Source organism: Streptomyces sp. NPDC057474 (assembly GCF_042802555.1).
Classification (GTDB): domain Bacteria; phylum Actinomycetota; class Actinomycetes; order Streptomycetales; family Streptomycetaceae; genus Streptomyces.
On the sequence record NZ_JBHVDX010000204.1, the window covers coordinates 1 to 19157 of the forward strand.

Here is a 19157-nt window from a genome sequence, read left to right on the forward strand (position 1 = left end):
ACCTTGGGGTGCGGGCCCCAGCTCGCTGCATTTCAGGGCGCATGACGGGACGGCTCCACCACGACACCGAACCGGTGACGTATTCCCCGTCGATCCGACTCGGCGCCCATCATCTCCGGCCCGTTCTCGCGATTCTCTGCGCCGTTCATTTCCGCTGCGGACATTCCTTGCTACGTGCCCACGTGCTCACATCGAGGAAGGTTCCGCTTGAACCGCGCACGCACCCCCCGCACGACCCGCACCTATGCCCCCTCCCGGGGTTCTGCCGCCCAGCGCTCGGGAGCGCCGCGACGTTCCCAGGGCTACGGACGTCGACAGGCCGCCCCTCAGGGCGAGTTCGCGCTGCCGGTGACGACCACACCCGGCCTGCCCGCCGTCGAGTCGTTCGCCGACCTCGCCCTGCCGGCGCCGTTGCTGGCCGCGCTCGGACACGAAGGCGTGACCGTACCGTTCCCCATCCAGGGGGCGACCCTGCCGAACTCCCTCGCCGGACGTGACGTGCTCGGCCGCGGCCGTACCGGGTCGGGCAAGACCCTCGCCTTCGGCCTCGCACTGCTGGCCCGTACAGCGGGCCGGCGCGCGGAGCCGCGGCAGCCGCTCGCCCTGGTCCTCGTCCCCACCCGCGAGCTCGCCCAGCAGGTGACCGACGCGCTCACCCCGTACGCCCGCTCCGTGCGGCTGCGGCTGGCCACCGTGGTCGGCGGCATGTCGATCGGCAAGCAGGCGGGTGCCCTGCGGACCGGGGCGGAGGTCGTCGTCGCGACGCCGGGGCGCCTCAAGGACCTCATCGACCGTGGCGACTGCCGACTGGGCCAGGTCGACATCACCGTCCTCGACGAGGCCGACCAGATGGCCGACATGGGCTTCATGCCCCAGGTCACCGCCCTGCTCGACCAGGTGCGCCCCGAAGGGCAGCGGATGCTCTTCTCGGCCACCCTGGACCGCAACGTCGACCTGCTCGTCCGCCGCTACCTGAGCGACCCGGTGGTCCACTCCGTCGACCCGTCGGCGGGTGCGGTCACCACGATGGAGCACCACGTGCTCCACGTGCACGACACGGACAAGCACCGGACGACCACCGAGATCGCGGCGCGAGACGGCCGGGTGATCATGTTCCTGGACACCAAGCACGCCGTGGACCGGCTGACGACGCACCTGCTGAACAGCGGCGTCCGCGCCGCGGCTCTGCACGGTGGCAAGTCCCAGCCCCAGCGCACCCGGACCCTCGCCCAGTTCAAGACCGGCCATGTGACGGTCCTGGTGGCGACCAACGTCGCGGCCCGCGGCATCCACGTCGACAACCTGGACCTGGTCGTCAACGTGGATCCGCCGAGCGACCACAAGGACTACCTGCACCGCGGCGGCCGTACCGCCCGCGCCGGCGAGTCCGGCAGCGTCGTCACCCTCGTGACGCCCGGCCAGCGTCGTGGCATGAGCCGGCTGATGGCTTCGGCCGGCATCGCCCCGCAGATCACCTCCGTACGGTCCGGTGAGGCGGAGCTGACCCGCATCACAGGCGCCCAGGCCCCTTCCGGTGTCCCTGTCGTCATCACGACGCCGGCCGTGGCCCGTCCCCGCCGCGCCGCGTCTTCCGCGGCTCCCTCGTCCCGAGGCCGCCGCGACCGCGCCGCCCAGGGGCGCGCCACCGGACAAGCGGGGCGGCGGCGCAGGGCAGAGCGGCCCGCCTTCGACCCGGCGGCCTAAAGGCACCGAGGCACCGAGGCACCGACCAGACGCTCACCCATCTCCGCGGAGGCAGCTTTGACACCGGTTCGGACACTGCGACACCAGGCGGATTCCTCCCCCATGACCGTGGTCTACGACATGGACGCGTCCGGCCCCCGGGTCCGGGACGACATGACCGTCGAGGTCGCCCTGTCCGTCATGGCCGGTGCCCGTGTCGAGTACCTCCTCCTGTGCGACGGGGACGACCAGTGCACGGGCTCCGTCACCCGGGCCGAACTAGCCCTTCACCGCGGCAGTTCCACCTACACGGACCGGATCCGGCTGCGGGACGTCCTCGACGGACCGTTCACCTCGTCCGGGCCTCGGCCCGTGCCTCAACCCGTCGTCGGGGAGCACGGCCGGGCCCCGGGCGTCCTCACCCTCTCCCGCTGATCCCTCTCTTGGATCAGCCCCTTCTCCTTCTCCCTGTGGGGGCATCATGCGCTGTGTCATCGCCCGGTTCCCGTTCGACCTGACCAAGAGCGGAGTGCTCGCCCTGATGAAGGGCGTCACGCCCGGGATCATCACGGGTGAGTCCGTGACCGTCGGCCGCCGTCGCTATCCCATCAAGCAGGTGGGCCAGGTCATCACCCGACAGGACCCCCGCGACTTCACCAGCGGCGAAGTCGTCCGGGCCATGACCCGCCTCGGCTTCACCTGCCACGACCACCTCAGGGCCGCGCCCGTGCGTGTCCCCACTCCGCTCCAGAACGCGTCGGCACTGCTCGGCGGCGCCCCCCTGGACGTATGAGCTTGGGCGGAAAACCGCCATCAGGATCCCGGTGAGGGCCCTGCCGACACACGTCGGCAGGGCCCTCCCGTCGTCTCACCGTCCCTTCAGGACCGCCGACCGGGACCGCTTGCCTCACCGTTTTCGCAGGTCACAGGCTATCTATTCCCCCAGAGGATTGAAATCTACTCTGGCCACAGTAGACATTGGGCGCCAACGCGGTTAGCCTTCTTCTCATAAAGACGGTCCAGCGAAACCCGGCAGACACGAACTGGCGGGGTTGCAGTACACGAAACACACAGGTCAGTACGGCTCTGAAGCCGTTGGTTCAGAGAAGGACGGAGGAGCAGACGCCATCAGGATCGCCCGGCCCGAGAAGCACTCGGCCGGGTACCGCAAGACCCCGGATTGGAAGGTGGTCCCCGGTCACGCAGCCGCGATCCCCGCACCCCCCTTCTGCAGGGCTGGTAGCGGAAGCAGTAGGTCGGCAGAGCATTAGGGCCGACAGATGGTGTTGAATTTCCTTCGGGGCCCTGGTGCCATAAGGCACCAGGGCCCCTCGACGCGTTGCACAACGAGGTGACATGACAGCAGATATCCCCCTCAGTGATCGTCTCGACGACGATGACTACCCCGCATACACGATGGGGCGGGCAGCCGAGATGCTCGGCAGCACCCCGGCCTTCCTCCGAGCCATCGGTGAGGCTCGTCTGATCACTCCGCTGCGCTCGGAGGGCGGACACCGCCGGTACTCCCGCTACCAACTGCGGATCGCCGCGCGCGCCCGCGAACTGGTCGACAGGGGCACCCCGATCGATGCCGCCTGCCGCATCGTCATCCTTGAGGACCAGCTCGAGGAAGCTCAGCGCATCAACGCCGAGTACCGCCGCCGCGCCGGGCACGAAGCGCCCGGCGGTTCCGTTCCCGGCTCCGGCTGATCACGTGGCGCGGGCCGGCCGACTCGAACACGCACGACGCCCGATCGGCCTTCCCCCCTGACTCGACGGCACCCGGGAGAAGGCCACGCACGCGGACGCGATCGGCCACGGTCCGGGGCCTCGATGATCTCCCCCCAGTACTCGTCCCTCCCCCCAGTCCTCGTCCCTCCCCCACCGTCCTCGTCAGCTCACGGCCGGTAGGCGGCGCGGTTGTGGTACGTGACCTTTCCGGTGGGCAGCTTGGCCGGGGCGAAGAGCTGGTCGACGGTCACGAAGTTGAAGCCGCGTGCCTTGAGGGCCTTGATGATGCCCGGCACCGCGTCGACCGTCGTCCTGTGAATGTCGTGCAGGAGGACGATGTCCCCGGGCTTCGTCTGCGCGTTGACGTACTTGATGATCCGGGCGGAGTCGCGGTACTTCCAGTCGAGGGTGTCGACGCTCCAGTGCACCAGCGGTCGCCCGGCGGCCGAGCGTACAGCCGCGTTGTGGGCGCCGTAGGGGGCGCGGAAGGTGGTGGGCTTCTTGCCGGTCGCCTGCTTGATCGCCGTGTCCGTGCGGGAGAGCTGCGACTTGATCTTCGCGGCGCTGAGCTTGGTCAGATTGGCGTGGTCCCAGCTGTGGTTGCCTATCTGGTGGCCGGCGAGCGCCGCGGCGCGCACCGTCGACGGGTTCTTCTGGACGTTCGTGCCGACGGCGTAGAAGGTCGCTCTGACGTCCCGTTCGTTCAGGAGGCGCAGCAGCCGCTGGGTGTCGGCGACCGGCCCGTCGTCGAAGGTGAGCGCCACGCACTTCACCTTGCGGCAGTCGACGGCCGGGGGTGCGGCGGAGGCGGACGTGGCGGTGCCGGCCAGCGTGGTGCCGCAAAGGGCGGCGGTGATCGCTGAGGTGACGAGGCGTCGGTGCATAGGACCCTCCAGTGGCGGTGAACTTCCCTCGCAAGCAGGGGACTTCCTTGTAAGACGCACTCGACCCGGGCTTGGATGTACGCGAGAAGCGGAGCAGGTCAGCTCAGTTCAGCCCAGCTGCCGGCAGTACAGCGCGTCGGGGGTGCGCGACGAGCCCACGCGGCCCGTGTAGGCGATCCCGGCGGCGTACTCGTGGTCCGCGCACTGGCCCTTGTAGTGGCCTTGGGCGAAGTCGCCGCCCTTGGGGGTGGTGCCCCTGTTGTCGCCGCCGTCGAACCAGACGGTGCGGCCAGTCGTACCGACGATCGAGCCGGGTGGGGCGGGTACGCACAGGGCGGCGGAGACGGCGGCGCCTCGGACGCTGTAGCCGCTCAGGAAGTGGCCCTCGGGGCACTGGAGTTTGGTGTATCCGCTCGCCCAGTCCCGGCCCGGCGTCACGTACCGCTCGTCGACGACCACCTTGTGTACGGCGGCCGGGTCCCACACGGGGCCGGCTGACACGTTCGAGCACAGGCCCCGGTTGCCGGTGTGGCTCAGGCCGAGGAGGCGCCGGCCGTCGGGGCAGACGGCCTTGCGGGCTCCGGGGTCCCAGTCGGGCAGGGCGCGCATCCGCCGTGATGCGACGAAGTCGCCGTGGTCGGGGCTGAGCATCGACCAGTCCGTCACCGGGCCGACGCGGCCGGTGCGGCCCTGGGCCCCGACGAGCCGGGTCCAGGCGGCGGCCCGCCAGTCGTCGCCGTCGTACAGACCCATGCGGTTGCCCGCCGCGTCCCAGTGGAGCAGGGCCCAGCCGTTGCCGGTGCGGTTCTCGTGCCAGCCGACGAGCGGCCAGTACGCGAAGTCGGCGTCGGTACGGATCAGGTGGTCGACGAAGTTCTCGAACCAGGCGCGTTGCCTGACGCCCGTCTCGTCGCGGCCGCCGACGCCGAACTCGCTGATCCAGACCGGGGCCGTGAAGTGCCGGTCCTGTTCGGCGGTGACGAAGAACGCCTGGCGGTTCAGTACGTCGATCAGTTCGGTGGGGGTCAGGTCGCGGTAGCGGGGGTCGGTGGTCTCGCCCGTTCCGGTGGCGCCGCTGTGGTGGGGGCCGGTGTAGTCGTAGAAGTGGGCGGAGTACACGAGCTTGTCCGAGTCGACGAGGGTGTGCGAGAGGCGGCGTACGGGTTCCAGGGTGGGGCGTTCGTGCGGCAGGCCGTCGACGGGGATGCCGGTCCAGTTGATGCCCTCGACGATGATCAGCAGATCGGGGTTGGCCTCCGTCAGGATGCGGTCGCCCACGCGCTGCGAGGCGGTGAACCAGTCGTGCTCGTCACCGAGGCCCCAGTTGGGGTCGTCCCAGATGTCGCGGCGCACCTCGTTGTAGAGGTCCGCGCCGACCACGCGCTTGTTGTCCTTGTAGCGGCGGGCCATGAAGAGCCAGTCGTTCTCCCAGGCCTGGGTCGAACTGCTCGCGTTCCAGCGTTCGTTGCCGTCGACTCCGCAGCACCAGCGGGTGGTGTTGGTGTGGTTGTTGAGGATAACGGCGAGTCCGGCGGCGGTGAGTTCGCGGACGACGACGTCGTACACCTGAAGGGGGGTCCTGCCGCGCAGGGAGGGGTTGGCGGCGACGGCGTCCTCCGTGACGGGGACGCTGTCGTGGATCATCTCGTTGGAGAAGGGCAGTCGGATGCTGTTGATCCCGATCTCCCGGAAGCCGGCGATGATCTCGGCGACGGGGGCGCGGTCCAGGCCGAGTGGTATCCGGCCGGAGTTCTCGCCCGCGTGGTGGTTCGCGTCCTCGTCCGCGCTCCCTGAACCGCTCCAGGTGCCGCTGGCCCCATGCCAGTTGCCGGACCGCAGCTTGAAGCGGTCGCCGTCCGCGTCGACGATCCAGCGCCCGCGTGTGCTGAGCGGTGCCGTCCAGTCCGCCGCGGTCACGGCGGCGCCGGCCGGAGCGGCGGACGCGGGGACGGGATTTTGTGCGACCGCCGGGGCGGGCGCCAGGGGGAGCAGGAGGAAGACGGCGGCCAGACTGGCCCTGGCCAAAAATCCGCGCACAGGTCACCACCCACGAGACGACTTTGTCATGGCAGCGTCATCATGACGGGCGGCGCGGAATTGGTCCAGTCCTTCGTCGCCACCCAGCCGGTCCGGAACCCACAACGCGAGTCAACTCTCTTTGTTCATAGGGTTGTTGAGAGGGGATGACAGGTCCGGGGAGGGGGCGGGCGGATGAGGTGGCATCGTCGGGCGAAGTCCGGTACATCGAGTGACCGCGCGGAGCCGGGTCCGGAACCGGCCCCGGACGCCGATCTTCAGCGGCGTGTGGGAGAGCTTTTCTCCCAGGCACAGGAGCGGATGCTCGGCGGGCTGCCCGCCGAGGGTGTGCCGCTTCAGCAGGAGGCCCGGCGGCAGATGAGAGCAGGGCCTTCCGTCTGTCAGGCCCGGCCGCGAAGGCGGTACGAGGCCCACGTCTTCGCCGCCCTATGCACGCCGTGCGTCCAGGGGTCGGAGCTCTGCTCGGCGATCGCAGCCCAGACGCTCTCATCGGCCGCGGCGAAGGCGGTCAGCGCGTCCCCGGGGGCCTCGCGGAACGCGGGGATACGGGAAGCCCACTCCTCGGCGCTGGCCGGGATGTGGCCACCCTCGGCGATGAGCCACACGACCCAGTACGCGGCGTCGAGCCATGCGGCGCCCCGGGTGGCCCATGCCCAGTCGACGAGCCACGCTTGCCCCTGCCCCACCATGACGTTGGCCGGGTTCGGATCGGTGTGGCAGAGGGCGTCTCCGGAGAAGAGCGCGAGCGCGGCGGCGGGTGCGTGGTCACGCAACCGGTGCCCCGCCTCCTTCAGTTCCACGCCGTCCGGCGCGCGCAGCACCGACAGCCGTTCCAGCGTCGCTGCGACGAGGGGGAGGTCCGCGGATTCGGGCGCGTAGTCGGCGTGACGGCCGTCGAGGACGTCGAAGGCGACCAAGTCCCAGCCGCCGACCTGGAGATGCCACTGGACGCGCGGAGAAATTCCTCGCACGTACGGGCCCACCACCGCCTCCCGGGCCTGCGTCCACACACGGGGGTGCTCGACGGGCAGACCCTTGACGTACGTCTCACCGTGCTCGGTGGTGAGGCGGACGGCGATGGCGGAGTTGAAGCCGCTCGTTACGGTCTCGGCCTTGACGAGGGGCCCGGTACGGGCGAGTACGGCGACCTGGACGTCGTCGGGCAGGTCGGTGAAGTCGATGCGCTCGGTGGGCATGGCGGCACCTTTCCAGAAAGGGGGGTGGCCCCGCACAGTGCGGCGACTGCACAGGGCCACCAGGGCGTGCGGTCTACCGGTAGGGGTTGTCGTCGTTGCAGCCGGGGACGGCGTCCACGGCCAGCTCCTCGACGTCCTCGACCAGGACCAGGCCCACCAGGTGCCCTTGATGGGGACCGTGATGACAAGGCCCTGATCACGGAGGTCGCGGACAGCCCGTCGGACGGTGTTGACGGCGACGCCGTACTGCTGACCACGCGCACGAGCGTGACCGGCAGGCGCGCCGTCGTCTCGCTCTCGTGCTCGCCGCCGACTTCGGGATCGACCTCGACCAGCACCTCATCGGCGCGGGCAAGGTGGCTGTCTGATGGACCCTCAGCCCCCGACCCTGACCCCGACCCTCGCCACTCTCCGTCTGCTGCCGTGGCTGTCGCCGGAGGGCAAGCCGTACTTTCTCTCCGCGAGTGGCCGGGGCGGGTATGTGTCGCGGCTGGCGGATACGACGGAGGCCCGGCAACTGACCGAGGGCGCCGATGTACTCGCCCGCGCCCGCCGCCTCCTGGCCGATCCGGTGTCGCCGAACGCCGAGGTGCGGTACGCCGCGATCCGTCTCACCGAGTGCCTGGCTGACGCCCTGCGCGTGGCCGAGTCACGCGGCATGCGTTTGCCATCTGCGGATACGGACCCGCCCGCAGCAAGCTAGGAGCGCACCGCGTTGCCCGTACCCCGCAGCCGAGACCATCGCCCCCCTGACTGCCTGTCAGCGCGTAGTACGAACCGGTTCCGGGGCGGTGGTCTCGGCGGCCGCGGTCTCCGCCGCCACCGCGATATTGCGGGCCATGCCGCCGAAGACCGCGGCGTGGAAGGGGGCCACGGCCCACCAGTAGGCGTGCCCGGCCAGGCCGTGCGGATGGAACAGCGCCCGCTGCCGGTAGACCGTGCGCCCACGCGGATCCCGGTCGACGGTCATCTCCAGCCAGGCCAGGCCCGGCAGCCGCATCTCCGCGCGCAGCCGGAGCAGCCGGCCCGGTTCGATCTCCTCCACCCGCCAGAAGTCCAGGCTGTCGCCGATCCGCAGCCGGGTGGCGTCGCGGCGGCCCCGGCGCAGTCCGACACCGCCCACCAGCCTGTCCAGCCACCCGCGCAGGGACCAGGCCAGGGGCGAGGAGTACCAGCCGTTCTCGCCGCCGATCGCCTCCACGACCCGCCACAGCGCCTGCGGCGACGCCGCCACCGCGCGCTCCCGGTGATCCGTGTAGAGGCTGCCGCCCGCCCAGTCGGGGTCGGTCGGCAGCGGGTCGCTCGGGGCGCGGGGGGTCGAGGCCGACGACCACCTGGTGGCGACGTCCGCGTCCCGCACACGCCGCAGAGCCAGCCGGATCGCCAGGTCGAGGCCGACCGGCCCCTCCGGCGGGTCCGGCACATGACGGACGATGTCCCGCTCGGCGCAGACCACCTCGTGCTTCAGCGACTCGACGAGGGGGCGGGCGAGGGCGCCCGGCACCGGGGTGACCAGGCCGACCCAGAGGCTGGACAACCGGGGGGTGAGCGGCGGAACAGGCAGGATGACCCGCCTCGGCAGCTCCGCGACGGCGGCGTACCGCCGCATCATCTCCTCGTACGTGACGACGTCCGGCCCGCCGATGTCGAAGGCCCGGTTCACGTCGTACGGCAGCCGCGCGCAGCCCACGAGGAGGCGGAGCACGTCGCGGACGGCGATCGGCTGGATGCGGGTGCGCACCCAGCTCGGGGTCACCATCACGGGGAGCCGCTCGGTCAGATGGCGCAGCATCTCGAACGAGGCCGAACCCGACCCGATGATCACGGCCGCCCGCAGTACGGCGGTCGGCACGCCCGAGGCCAGGAGGACGCGGCCCACTTCGGCGCGGGACCGCAGATGGGGCGAGAGCGCGTGCTCGGGCACTCCGGCGGGGGTCAGTCCGCCGAGGTAGACGATCCGCCGGACTCCGGCGGCGCGTGCCTGCTCACCGAAGATCCTGGCCGCGTGCCGGTCGGTCTCCTCGAAACCCCGCCCGGTGCCCAGCGCGTGCACGAGGTAGTACGCGACGTCCATTCCCTCCATGGCCGCGCGCACGGACTCCTCGTCCGTCACGTCTCCGCGCACGACCTCCGCCCGCCCGGCCCACGGATGGTCCCGCAGCTTGCCGGGCGAGCGGGCCAGGCAGCGCACCGCGTACCCGGCGGCCAGCAACTCCGGCACCAGCCTGCCGCCCAGGTATCCGGTGGCGCCGGTTACCAGGCAACGTGGGGGGTGGTCGTCGGCGGTCATGCCAATGACACTGCCGCCGGTCGGGTTCCCCTGGTCCGGCGACGGCGGGTGAACCGGGCCGAAAGAAACGTCATGACTCCCGTGCCTTCCCGTGCCTTCCCGGGGCGTGCCCCTCAGCGGGGCCCTGTCGATGTCCCTGAGCCCATGCTTGGGTCCGATGACGAGCACCGCAACCGCGCCGGTCCCGGGCAGTCGGAGGTCGTCGGCGGCGTCGGGCGGGCGGAAGTCGTCGAGGCGGCAGGGCCCGCCCGCCATCAGGTCACGCCCGCCCTCCCCCAAGTCGCACTGGACCGCGCCGACCGCTTGACTACGCTGGATGAGAGGCGTCCATAGCGGGGTAAAGTCGGGCAATTTTCCTAAGGAACCGAAAATGGGTCTCGGTGTCGGCCTGTCGGCCGTGATGCGTAGGTCCCTCAGCCGGGCGGGTGCGGCGGCCGTGGTCGCCACCGGTCTGGTCCTGACCGGGGCGTGTGGCAGTGGCGGAGACAGCGGGAGCGGGGGTGACAGCCTCACCGTCGGTGTGCTGCTCCCCGGTGGGGGAGCCTCTCGCTTCGGGCAGTTCGACCGGCCTCTGATCGAGAAGAAGCTGAAGGAGCTGTGCCCGGACTGCCCGGCGGCGACCGTCGCCGCCACGGCCGAGCCGGCGGTCCAGCGGCAGCAGCTCGACGCCATGATCACCAAGGGTGTGGACGTCCTGATCGTCGCCGCCGTCGACGCCAAGGCACTGCGCTCGTCGGTCGAGGCCGCGGACCGGGCCGGCATCCCGGTCGTCGCCTACGACCGGCTCGCCCAGGGGCCCATCTCCGGTTACGTCACCTTCGACGGCGAGATCGTCGGCAGGCTCCAGGGCGAGGCGCTCCTCAAGGCCATGGGCGCGAAGGCGGACGGCGGCCAGATCGTCATGATGAACGGCGCCACGACCGACCCCAACGCCGGCTGGTACAAGCGCGGAGCGCTCTCCGTCCTGGAGGGCAAGGTGAAGATCGGCAAGTCGTACGACACCGTCGGCTGGCGGCCGGAGAACGGCTACGTCAACATGAGCGCCGCCATCTCCGCCCTCGGCGCGAACAACATCGACGGCGTCCTGGCCGCCAACGACAGTCTCGCCGGCGCCGTGGTCTCCGCCCTCAACGCCAGCGCGGTGCGGCCGCTGCCCCCGGTCACCGGACAGGACGCCGACCTCGCGGCCGTGCAACGCATCGTCCAGGGCAGCCAGTACATGACCATCTACAAGCCGTTCAAGCCCGCGGCCGACGCCGCCGCAGAGATGGCGGTCGCCCTGGGGCGCGACGAGCCGGTCGACTCCATCGCCACCGGCACCGTCGACAGCCCCACCGACGAGGACATCCCGGCAGTGCTCCTCCCGTCGGTCTCGGTGACGGTCGACAACATCGAGGACACTCTGGTCAAGGACGGTATGTACACCATCGACCAGATCTGCACCCCGAAGCTCCGGTCCGCCTGCGACAGGGCCGGACTCACCCCATGAGCCTCACCCCATGAGCCCCATCCAGGAGGTGGCCCGGTGGTTCAGCCCCTGCTGGCGTTGCGCGGCGTCTCCAAACGCTTCGCCGCCGTCCAGGCCCTGGTGGACGTGGAGCTGGAGATCAGGGCCGGGGAAGTGGTCGCCCTGGTGGGCGACAACGCCGCCGGGAAGTCCACCCTGGTCAAGGTGATCTCGGGGGTCGGTCCCGCCGACAAGGGCGTCATCGAGTGGGAGGGCACCACCGTCCAGATCCGGCGGCCCCAGGACGCCCAGCTCCTCGGGATCGCGGCCGTCTACCAGGACCTCGCGATGTGCGGCAACCTCGACGTCGTCGGCAACCTCTTCCTCGGCCGGGAGATCCACCGGTTCGGCGTCCTCGACGAGGTGGAGATGGAGCGCCGGACCCGCGAGCTGCTGCGCACCCTGTCCATCCGCATCCCCGACGTACGGGTGCCGCTCGCCACCCTGTCCGGCGGCCAGCGGCAGGTCGTCGCGATCACCCGCTCGTTCGTCAGCGCGCCCAGGCTGCTCCTGCTCGACGAGCCCACCGCCTCCCTGGGCCTCGAACAGACCAACCAGCTCCTCGACCTCATCGAGGAACTGCGCGACCGGGGCACGGGGGTGCTCCTCATCAGCCACAACATGGGGGACATCAAGGCCGTCGCCGACCGGATCGCCGTCCTGCGCCTCGGCCGCAACAACGGCCTCTTCAACGTGAGCACCACGTCTCAGGAGCAGATCATCTCCTCCATCACCGGCGCGGTGGACAACGCCGCCAACCACCGCCCGACCGACCCGGAGGAGACATGGCCGTGAGGTGGAGAGGGAGGTGGGGTCGGAGGGAAAGAGGGACCCGGGCGCGCGCCGAAGGCCGGAGGCACGACGGACACCGGAGGCACGACGGACACCGGTGGTACGGCGAGCGTCCCCGCGCATACGCCCATGCCGTGCGCCGCAGAGTGCACGAGGGTGAACTCGGCCCGGCACCCGCCCTGCTCGCTCTCGCCGTGACCTGGATCGTCTTCCAGAGCCTCAACGAGAACTTCCTCTCGCCCCGCAACCTGTCCGTCCTCAGCGTGGAGATCGTCGGGACCGGCATGGTCGCCGTCGGCGTCGTCTTCGTCCTGCTGATCGGCGAGATCGACCTCTCGGTGGGCTCGCTGGCCGGCCTCTCGGGCGCCCTGTTCGCGGCGCTGAACGTGAACCACGGCATGCCGGAAGGGCTCGCCGTGCTCGTCGCGGTGCTCTGCGGTGCGGCGGCCGGGGCCCTCCACGGGTTCGTCTTCACCAAGATCGGCGTGCCCGCGTTCGTCGTCACCCTCGCGGGCCTGCTGGCCTGGAACGGCCTGATGCTCTATCTGCTGGGGCCGGAGAGCTCCATCAGTTTCAGCGACGACGGGTTGGTCGCCGAGCTGACCAGCCGCTCCTTCGGCGCGGCCGGCGTCACCTACGGCCTGGCGGCGCTCGGTACGGCCGCGTACCTCCTCCTCTGCCACCGCGACCGCAGACGCCGCAGCGCCGCCGGGATGCCGTACCGGGCGGTGGGCGGCATCTGGGTGCGTGCGGCGCTTCTCGCGGTGGTCTCGTTCGCCACGGTCTACGTGCTGAGCCGGTTCGAGGGCCTGCCGCTGGCGCTCCTGATCTTCCTCGGCGTCATCGTCGCCTCGGACCTCCTGCTGCGCCGCACGGTGTACGGCCGGCAGGTCCTCGCACTGGGCAGCGGTGTGGAGGCGGCCCGGCGGTCCGGCGTCGACGTGGCGCGCGTACGGATCTCCGTGTTCCTGGTGTCGGGGACCCTGGCCGCGGTCGGCGGTCTGTTCGTCGCGTCGCGGCTCACCTCGGCGACCCAGGTCCCGGGCTCCGGCATGCTGCTGATCAACGCCATCGCCGCCGCCGTCATCGGGGGCACCAGCCTGTTCGGCGGCCGCGGCTCGACCTGGTCCGCGCTGCTGGGCGTGCTCATCATCCAGTCGATCGCCTCGGGCATGGCGCTGCTGGGGGTCCAGCCCGCGGTCCAGTTCATGATCACCGGCGGGGTGCTGCTCGTCGCGGTGGTCTTCGACTCGTTGGCGCGCCGCGCGGCGGAGTCACGCGGACGAGCCTGACGGTCAGATCACGCCTGACGGTCAGGTCACGGAGTCACACACCCGCGCCTCCATGCCTGTCGCTCATGCGCAGGACGAGCCGCAGGGTCTCGGTCAGGACGGCGGTGGGGACGGTCGGGTCGGCGACGCGTTGGACGCCGAGGCCGATGCCCAGGCTGAGGAGGGCCATCGCGGCCCGGTCGGCGGGCATGGCCGGGGAGACGCCCAACTCCAGGGCCAGCCCTTCCAGCAGTTGGGCCAGGGCCTCGCGAATCACGGCGACGCGTGCCGAGATCTCCTGCCGCAGCTCGTCGTCGTGACGCGCGCTGGTGAGGAACTCGACCTCCAGCGTCGTCCAGGCCTCGTCGCCGATGTGCGCCTCGGCCCACGCGGCGAAGGCCGCGAGGCGGTCGTCGATCCCTGCCTCGCCCATCACGGCGTCCGTGAGCAGCGCCAGCTGTTCGGCCCGGATGTCGTCGAGGGCGGCGAGGCACAGGTGGTCCTTGCTGCGGAAGTTGGAGTAGACGGCGCCCTTGGAGTAGCCGGCCGTCTCCGCGATGCCGCTGAGCGAGGTGGCGGCGTACCCGTGGGAGAGGAACAACTGCCGCGCGGTGGCGACGAGCCGCTCACGCGTGCGTCCCTGACTCTCGACGCGGCTCAGGCGGGCCATGTCTCGCTCCCTCTCCCGTCGGTTCTCGGAGTTCTCGGAGTTCTCGCAGGTCTCAGAGGTCTCGGATCTTATCTCCGGCAGGGGCTGTCCAAGGAATTCGGATACCGCTAGTATCCCGATCTCGTTGGTATCCGGATGACACAAGTATCTGGATGGCGGATGCCTCGAGTACCTGGGTGACGGATGTCTTGAGCATCTGGGTGACGGATGTCTTGAGCAGCCGGATCTCGTCGGTACCCCGAATGGGCGGAGACCTCAGTGACCGCGACGAGCACACGAACGACCCCTTCCCGAGGACTGGTCCTGGGCTGCGGCGGAACGCTCGGCGCGGCCTGGACGATCGGCGCCCTGCACTCGCTCCAGCGGGCCACGCGATGGGACCCGCGTGACGCCGAGGTCCTGGTGGGCACCTCCGCCGGGGCCGAGGTGGCGGCAATGCTCGGTGCCGGCCTCGGCGTGGCGGACCTGCTGGCCGCGCAGCTGGGCCGACCGGACGCCCGTCCGGAACTCCTCCGGCATTTCGCCGCCCCTCCCCGGGCGCTTCCGCCACGGCCCGCGGCCTTCCTCGGATCGCCCCGGCTGGCGCGCCACGCACTGGGCCGCGGCGTTCCCGCGCTGGCCGGGCTGTCCGGCCTGCTGCCCCAAGGCCGCGGCGACGCCCGCTGGTTGGCGACCCTCGCGGACGCCCTGACGCCTCCCGGACGGTGGGTCCGGCATCCGGCGACCTGGCTGGTGGCCACCGACTTCGACACGGGCCGCCGTACGGTCTTCGGGCACCCCGACACCCGGCCGGCCGCGCTGCGGGACGCGCTCCGGGCGTCCTGGGCGGTACCGGGCTGGTTTCCGCCCGTACGCATCGGGGGCCGGCGTTACGCCGACGGCGGGCATCCTCTCCACCGCGTCCGCCGACCTCCTGGTGCCCCTTGGGCTCGACGAGGTGTACGTCATCGCGCCGATGAGCTCCCGCTCCCCCGGACCACGCCGAGGACTCGGCCGGGCGGAGGCGCTGCTGCGCCGCGCAATGACCCGCACGCTCGACGCGGAGTGCACCGCGTTGCGGGCGGCGGGCACCCGGGTCGTCCGGATCGAGCCCAGCGCCGCCGACCTGGAGGTGATGGGCGGCAACTTCATGGCCCCTCGGCGGCGCCTGACGGTCCTGGAGACCTCCCTGCGCACCACGCGCGCCCTCGTCCGCGATGCCGTACCCACCGCCGAAGTCCGGACAGGAGCCTGAGATGCCGCACCCCGCGAGCCCGGCCGGAACCGAGAACCCTGCCGACCCCGAGAACCCTGCCGACCCCGAGAGCCCGGCCGGGACCGTCACCCGCGAGACCCACCACGTCGAGGCGCTGATCATCGGCAGTGGTCTCTCCGGCATCGGAGCGGCCGTCAAGCTGCGGGAGGCAGGGGTACGCGACCTCGTCCTCGTCGAGAAGGCGGACGACCTGGGCGGCACCTGGCGGGACAACATCTACCCGGGCTGCGCCTGCGACGTGCCCTCCGCCCTGTACTCCTACTCCTTCGCGCCCAACCCGGAGTGGACGCGGGCCTTCGCCGGCCAGCCCGAGATCCGCTCCTACCTCCGCGACACGGCGGCCGCGTACGGCATCACCCCGCTCGTCCGCTACGGCACCGAGGTCACCCGGGCGCGGTGGGACCCCGCCGACGCCCGCTGGCACGTCGAGACCAGCCGCGACACCTACTCGGCCCGCTTCCTGATCGCGGCGGCCGGGCCCTGGCACGAACCCCTGCTCCCCGACATACCGGGCCTCGCCGACTTCCCCGGCGAGGTCTTCCACTCCTCGCGCTGGCGCCACGACCACGACCTCACCGGCGCCCGCGTGGCCGTCGTCGGCAGCGGCGCCTCGGCCGTGCAGTTCGTGCCCGCCATCCAGCCCCGCGTCGGCCGCCTGCACCTGTTCCAGCGCACCGCCCAGTGGGTGCTGCCCAAGCCCGACCACGCGGTGCCGCGCGCCGAACGATGGTTGCTGCGGAACGTCCCCGGAGCCCAACGGGCGCTGCGCGACGCGGAGTACGCGGCGCTGGAGGCCCTCGGCGTCGGCTTCCGGCACCCGGCCCTCCTGCGGGCGGTGCAGAAGGTGGGCACGCTCCACCTCAGAGCCGCCGTCAAGGATCCCCACCTGCGGCGGGCGCTGACCCCCGACTACACCCTGGGCTGCAAACGGCTCCTGCTCTCCAACACCTACTATCCCGCCCTGACCCGGCCCAACGTCACCGTGCACGCCACGGCGGTGAAGGCCGTCGAGGGCAGCCGTGTCATCGGCGAGGACGGGCGGAGCGCGGACGTCGACACGATCATCCTGGGCACCGGCTTCCACATCCTCGACATGCCCATCGCCCAACGCGTGTTCGACGCCGACGGGGCCGGCCTCGACGACCACTGGCAGGGCAGCCCGGACGCCTACCTCGGCACCACCGTCAGCGGGTTCCCCAACGCGTTCGTCCTCCTCGGACCGCATCTCGGCACCGGGCACTCCTCCGCGTACACGGTCCTCGAAGCCCAACTGGACTATGTGGCGGGCGCGGTGCGCCATTTCCGCTCGGCGGGCTTGACCAGCATGGACGTACGCCCCGAAGTGCAGGCCGCCTTCAGCGCCGAGGTCCAGCAGGCGCTGCCGTCCACCGTCTACAACGCGGGCGGCTGCTCCAGCTACTACCTGGACGACAACGGCCTCAACAGCTTCAGCTGGCCGTGGTCGACGGGCCGGATGCGCCGGCGGCTGGCACGGTTCGACCCCGAGGCCTACGTCGTCACGCGGGCCGCCGGGTGAACCGGTCACCCGCCGCGGCGATCAGGAAGGAGACGGCGGTGGTCACGGCGACGGTCCCCAGCATGACCAGCGTGACGCCGACGCCGTAGAGGCCGCTGGCGTCGTCCGACCAGTCGTAGAAGGAGGCGACGGTCAGACCGACCGCGGTGCCGACCACGGCCCCCGTGATGTGGCGTCGGGACGCCGCCCAGTACACCGGAATCAGCAGCGTCAGCACCAGGCCGATCACCTGCCACGTCTCGTACGGGCCGGTCGACGAACCGTCAGGGTGCACATCACGCTGCTGGTCCCAGCCCAGCCAGACGGCCCACATGGCCAGCGATGCCACGGCCGTCACAAGGGTCGGCAGCAGCTGGCGAACGGATTTCAGGAGTCCTTGGCTCATGTCCCAAGCGTCTCGGCACGCCGATTCACCGGCCAGAGCGCAAGTACTCAGCTTCACCCGAGTACATGAGCGATCAGGCCCCCTAAGCGGGTGAAGCCCGGTCCCGGGTTCGTGGTGCGGGGCATGGATGAAGCCCCGGCCCTATCCGGCCGAGTCGGCGGACACGACGCGCTGGAGTTGAGCGATGAAAGCGATGCAACAGAGATCTGATCGGACCGATTCCACCGGCCACACGACCCACCACGTTCCGGTCCTCATCGTCGGGGGGTCCCTCGTCGGCCTGTCGACCTCGGTGTTCCTGGGCCGGCTGGGGGTGCGGCACACGCTGGTGGAGCGGCACGCCGGCACCTCCATCCACCCGCGCGGCCGGGGCAACAACGTCCGCACGATGGAGCTGTACCGGGCGGCCGGCGTCGAGCCGGGGATCCGGAAGGCGGCCGCCACGCTGGCCGGCAACCACGGGATCCTGCAGACGCCCACCCTGGTCGGCGACGCGGGCGGGTGGCTTTTCAAGGAGATCGACGCAGGCGGCGGACTGGCCCGGTTCAGCCCCAGTTCGTGGTGCCTGTGCAGCCAGAACGACCTGGAACCGGTGCTGTTCGAGCACGCCGAGCGGCTCGGCTGCGATCTGCGGTACGGCACCGAACTGCTGTCGTTCGACAGTGACCCCTCCGGTGTCACGGCGGTGGCCAAGAGCCGGGAGACGGGCGAGCACACCACCTTCCGCGCGGACTACCTCGTCGCCGCCGACGGCCCCCGCAGCCCCGTCCGCGAGCAGCTCGACATCGGGCAGAGCGGTCCCGGCGACCTGTTCCACAACGTCAGCGTCACCTTCCGCTCCCGCGGCCTGGCCGACGTCGTGGGCGACCGCCGCTTCATCGTCTGCTACCTGACGAACCCGGACGCCGACGGCGCGCTGCTGCCCGTGGACAACCGGGAGAACTGGGTCTTTCACGCCCCCTGGCACCCCGAACAGGGCGAAACCCTGGAGGACTTCACCGAAGAGCGGTGCGCCGAACACATCCGCCGCGCGGTCGGGGTCGCCGACCTCGACGTCCAGGTCACCGGCAAGGCACCCTGGCACGCCGCCCAGCGGGTCGCCCGGAGCTACCGGTCGGGACGTGTCTTCCTGGCCGGCGACTCGGCCCACGAGATGTCCCCCACCGGGGCCTTCGGCTCCAACACCGGTATCCAGGACGCGCACAACCTCGCCTGGAAGCTGGCCGCGGTGCTCGGCGGCTGGGCCGGGGCGGGCCTGCTGGACACGTACGACGCCGAGCGCCGCCCGGTGGCGGAGGCGACCAGCGCCCGCGCCGCCTCCCGGTCGGTCGAGCACAGCCACCCCGGCTTCGCCCCGGCCCCCGGCGTCGGCGGTGGCGCCGGCCCGCAGCGCGACATCCTCAACGTGGCCCTCGGCTACCGCTATCCGCAGGGCGCCGTCCTCGGCACCGACCCCGCGGCCCCGGTCGTCCCGGAACGCCTCGACCTGTCCGGCGAGCCCGGCAGCAGGGCGCCCCACATGGCGGTACGGCACCGCGGTGAACCCATCTCCACCCTGGACCTCTACGAACGCTCGCTCGTCCTGCTCAGTGACGCCGACGCCGATGCCGACGGACCGGGCGGCTGGCACGAGGCCGCCCTCCGCCTGGCCGAGGCGATGCCCGTCCCCCTGACCTCGTACCGGGTCGGCACGGGACCCGACGCTGAGCTGACGCCCGAGGGCGACGCGGACTGGGCGACCGTGCACGGCACGACGCCTTCGGGCGCCGTACTCGTCCGGCCCGACGGGTTCGTGGCCTGGCGGTCGTCAGGGCCGGTCCCGGACGCAGAGTCCGCACTGCGCGATGTCCTGACCACGCTGCTGGCGACGGTCTGATCTCCGGAGCACACAGCCGGCCGGCCCCTGGACACTCCGGGGC

The 19157-nt window shown here is 71.2% G+C and carries 17 protein-coding genes and 1 pseudogene; 12 read left to right on the forward strand and 6 right to left on the reverse strand.

The features are described from left to right. The first annotated feature begins 207 nt into the window (after window positions 1–207). The 4 genes from ACFU53_RS37510 (at window position 208) to ACFU53_RS37525 (ending at window position 3393) form a co-directional block, all read left to right on the forward strand. Window positions 208–1704 carry a DEAD/DEAH box helicase gene (locus ACFU53_RS37510; protein WP_384003125.1) on the forward strand — a complete coding sequence of 499 codons (1497 nt, stop codon included), beginning with the start codon at window positions 208–210 and terminating at the stop codon, window positions 1702–1704. Window positions 1705–1806: 102 nt separating this feature from the next. Then, on the forward strand, window positions 1807–2118 hold the full coding sequence (locus tag ACFU53_RS37515; protein ID WP_384003127.1) for a CBS domain-containing protein: 312 nt from the start codon (window positions 1807–1809) through the stop codon (window positions 2116–2118). Window positions 2119–2164: 46 nt separating this feature from the next. Next, window positions 2165–2476 carry an SCO5918 family protein gene (locus ACFU53_RS37520; RefSeq protein ID WP_384003130.1) on the forward strand — a complete coding sequence of 104 codons (312 nt, stop codon included), beginning with the start codon at window positions 2165–2167 and terminating at the stop codon, window positions 2474–2476. A 563-nt stretch (window positions 2477–3039) separates the two neighbouring features. Further along, window positions 3040–3393, forward strand: a complete 354-nt coding sequence (locus tag ACFU53_RS37525) for a MerR family transcriptional regulator (protein ID WP_384003133.1) — start codon at window positions 3040–3042, stop codon at window positions 3391–3393. Window positions 3394–3581: 188 nt separating this feature from the next. On the opposite strand, the gene ACFU53_RS37530 is transcribed toward ACFU53_RS37525, so the two are convergent. The 3 genes from ACFU53_RS37530 to ACFU53_RS37540 all read right to left on the reverse strand — a co-directional run bounded on the left by ACFU53_RS37530 (window position 3582) and on the right by ACFU53_RS37540 (window position 7531). Next, a complete protein-coding gene (locus tag ACFU53_RS37530) occupies window positions 3582–4298 on the reverse strand; it encodes a polysaccharide deacetylase family protein (protein ID WP_384003136.1) in 717 nt (238 codons plus the stop codon). Window positions 4299–4406: 108 nt separating this feature from the next. Continuing rightward, on the reverse strand, window positions 4407–6335 hold the full coding sequence (locus ACFU53_RS37535) for a glycoside hydrolase family 5 protein (protein ID WP_384003139.1): 1929 nt from the start codon (window positions 6333–6335) through the stop codon (window positions 4407–4409). Window positions 6336–6715: 380 nt separating this feature from the next. Further along, the gene (locus ACFU53_RS37540) at window positions 6716–7531 is read right to left on the reverse strand and encodes a phosphotransferase family protein (protein ID WP_384003142.1); all 816 of its coding nucleotides are present in this window, start codon (window positions 7529–7531) and stop codon (window positions 6716–6718) included. 367 nt (window positions 7532–7898) lie between these two features. Between ACFU53_RS37540 and ACFU53_RS37545 the strand changes: the two genes are divergently transcribed. After that, a complete protein-coding gene (locus ACFU53_RS37545) occupies window positions 7899–8234 on the forward strand; it encodes a hypothetical protein (RefSeq protein ID WP_384003145.1) in 336 nt (111 codons plus the stop codon). Between the two features lie 57 nt (window positions 8235–8291). Here ACFU53_RS37545 and ACFU53_RS37550 read toward each other — a convergent pair whose 3' ends face one another. Continuing rightward, window positions 8292–9821, reverse strand: a complete 1530-nt coding sequence (locus ACFU53_RS37550) for an SDR family oxidoreductase (protein WP_384003148.1) — start codon at window positions 9819–9821, stop codon at window positions 8292–8294. A 370-nt stretch (window positions 9822–10191) separates the two neighbouring features. Here ACFU53_RS37550 and ACFU53_RS37555 point away from each other — a divergent pair, with 370 nt between their 5' ends. From ACFU53_RS37555 to ACFU53_RS37565, 3 genes are read left to right on the forward strand one after another with little or no spacing between them, the layout of a single operon-like run. Then, window positions 10192–11310: a sugar ABC transporter substrate-binding protein gene (locus tag ACFU53_RS37555; protein WP_384003151.1), complete on the forward strand. Its 1119-nt coding sequence runs from the start codon at window positions 10192–10194 to the stop codon at window positions 11308–11310. A gap of 36 nt (window positions 11311–11346) precedes the next feature. Beyond that, complete coding sequence (locus ACFU53_RS37560; protein ID WP_384003154.1) at window positions 11347–12123, forward strand: ATP-binding cassette domain-containing protein; 777 nt, start codon at window positions 11347–11349, stop codon at window positions 12121–12123. Then, on the forward strand, window positions 12114–13412 hold the full coding sequence (locus ACFU53_RS37565; protein ID WP_384003157.1) for a sugar ABC transporter permease: 1299 nt from the start codon (window positions 12114–12116) through the stop codon (window positions 13410–13412). Before ACFU53_RS37560 ends, ACFU53_RS37565 begins: the two co-directional genes overlap by 10 nt. A gap of 34 nt (window positions 13413–13446) precedes the next feature. Here the strand turns inward: ACFU53_RS37565 and ACFU53_RS37570 are convergent, their stop codons facing one another. Continuing rightward, complete coding sequence (locus tag ACFU53_RS37570; protein ID WP_384003160.1) at window positions 13447–14061, reverse strand: TetR/AcrR family transcriptional regulator; 615 nt, start codon at window positions 14059–14061, stop codon at window positions 13447–13449. A gap of 258 nt (window positions 14062–14319) precedes the next feature. Here ACFU53_RS37570 and ACFU53_RS37575 point away from each other — a divergent pair. The 3 genes and pseudogenes from ACFU53_RS37575 to ACFU53_RS37585 all read left to right on the forward strand — a co-directional run. Next, window positions 14320–14886: pseudogene (locus ACFU53_RS37575) on the forward strand (patatin-like phospholipase family protein); the annotation flags it as partial. A 91-nt stretch (window positions 14887–14977) separates the two neighbouring features. Then, window positions 14978–15295: a hypothetical protein gene (locus ACFU53_RS37580; RefSeq protein ID WP_384003172.1), complete on the forward strand. Its 318-nt coding sequence runs from the start codon at window positions 14978–14980 to the stop codon at window positions 15293–15295. A 1-nt stretch (window position 15296) separates the two neighbouring features. Further along, complete coding sequence (locus ACFU53_RS37585; RefSeq protein WP_384003163.1) at window positions 15297–16853, forward strand: flavin-containing monooxygenase; 1557 nt, start codon at window positions 15297–15299, stop codon at window positions 16851–16853. On the opposite strand, the gene ACFU53_RS37590 is transcribed toward ACFU53_RS37585, so the two are convergent. Further along, complete coding sequence (locus tag ACFU53_RS37590; RefSeq protein WP_384003166.1) at window positions 16834–17238, reverse strand: hypothetical protein; 405 nt, start codon at window positions 17236–17238, stop codon at window positions 16834–16836. The two genes, ACFU53_RS37585 and ACFU53_RS37590, sit on opposite strands and share 20 nt — an antisense overlap. 193 nt (window positions 17239–17431) lie before the next feature. Between ACFU53_RS37590 and ACFU53_RS37595 the strand changes: the two genes are divergently transcribed. Next, complete coding sequence (locus ACFU53_RS37595) at window positions 17432–19114, forward strand: FAD-dependent oxidoreductase (protein WP_384003169.1); 1683 nt, start codon at window positions 17432–17434, stop codon at window positions 19112–19114. Window positions 19115–19157 lie beyond the last annotated feature (43 nt).

Coding starts and splice junctions, on each gene's coding strand:
- ACFU53_RS37515 (WP_384003127.1), top strand. CDS start 1,807: ATGACCGTGGTCTACGACATGGACGCGTCCGGCCCCCGGGTCCGGGAC.
- ACFU53_RS37520 (WP_384003130.1), top strand. CDS start 2,165: ATGCGCTGTGTCATCGCCCGGTTCCCGTTCGACCTGACCAAGAGCGGA.
- ACFU53_RS37525 (WP_384003133.1), top strand. CDS start 3,040: ATGACAGCAGATATCCCCCTCAGTGATCGTCTCGACGACGATGACTAC.
- ACFU53_RS37530 (WP_384003136.1), bottom strand. CDS start 4,298: ATGCACCGACGCCTCGTCACCTCAGCGATCACCGCCGCCCTTTGCGGC.
- ACFU53_RS37540 (WP_384003142.1), bottom strand. CDS start 7,531: ATGCCCACCGAGCGCATCGACTTCACCGACCTGCCCGACGACGTCCAG.
- ACFU53_RS37545 (WP_384003145.1), top strand. CDS start 7,899: ATGGACCCTCAGCCCCCGACCCTGACCCCGACCCTCGCCACTCTCCGT.
- ACFU53_RS37550 (WP_384003148.1), bottom strand. CDS start 9,821: ATGACCGCCGACGACCACCCCCCACGTTGCCTGGTAACCGGCGCCACC.
- ACFU53_RS37555 (WP_384003151.1), top strand. CDS start 10,192: ATGGGTCTCGGTGTCGGCCTGTCGGCCGTGATGCGTAGGTCCCTCAGC.
- ACFU53_RS37565 (WP_384003157.1), top strand. CDS start 12,114: ATGGCCGTGAGGTGGAGAGGGAGGTGGGGTCGGAGGGAAAGAGGGACC.
- ACFU53_RS37570 (WP_384003160.1), bottom strand. CDS start 14,061: ATGGCCCGCCTGAGCCGCGTCGAGAGTCAGGGACGCACGCGTGAGCGG.
- ACFU53_RS37585 (WP_384003163.1), top strand. CDS start 15,297: ATGCCGCACCCCGCGAGCCCGGCCGGAACCGAGAACCCTGCCGACCCC.
- ACFU53_RS37590 (WP_384003166.1), bottom strand. CDS start 17,238: ATGAGCCAAGGACTCCTGAAATCCGTTCGCCAGCTGCTGCCGACCCTT.
- ACFU53_RS37595 (WP_384003169.1), top strand. CDS start 17,432: ATGCAACAGAGATCTGATCGGACCGATTCCACCGGCCACACGACCCAC.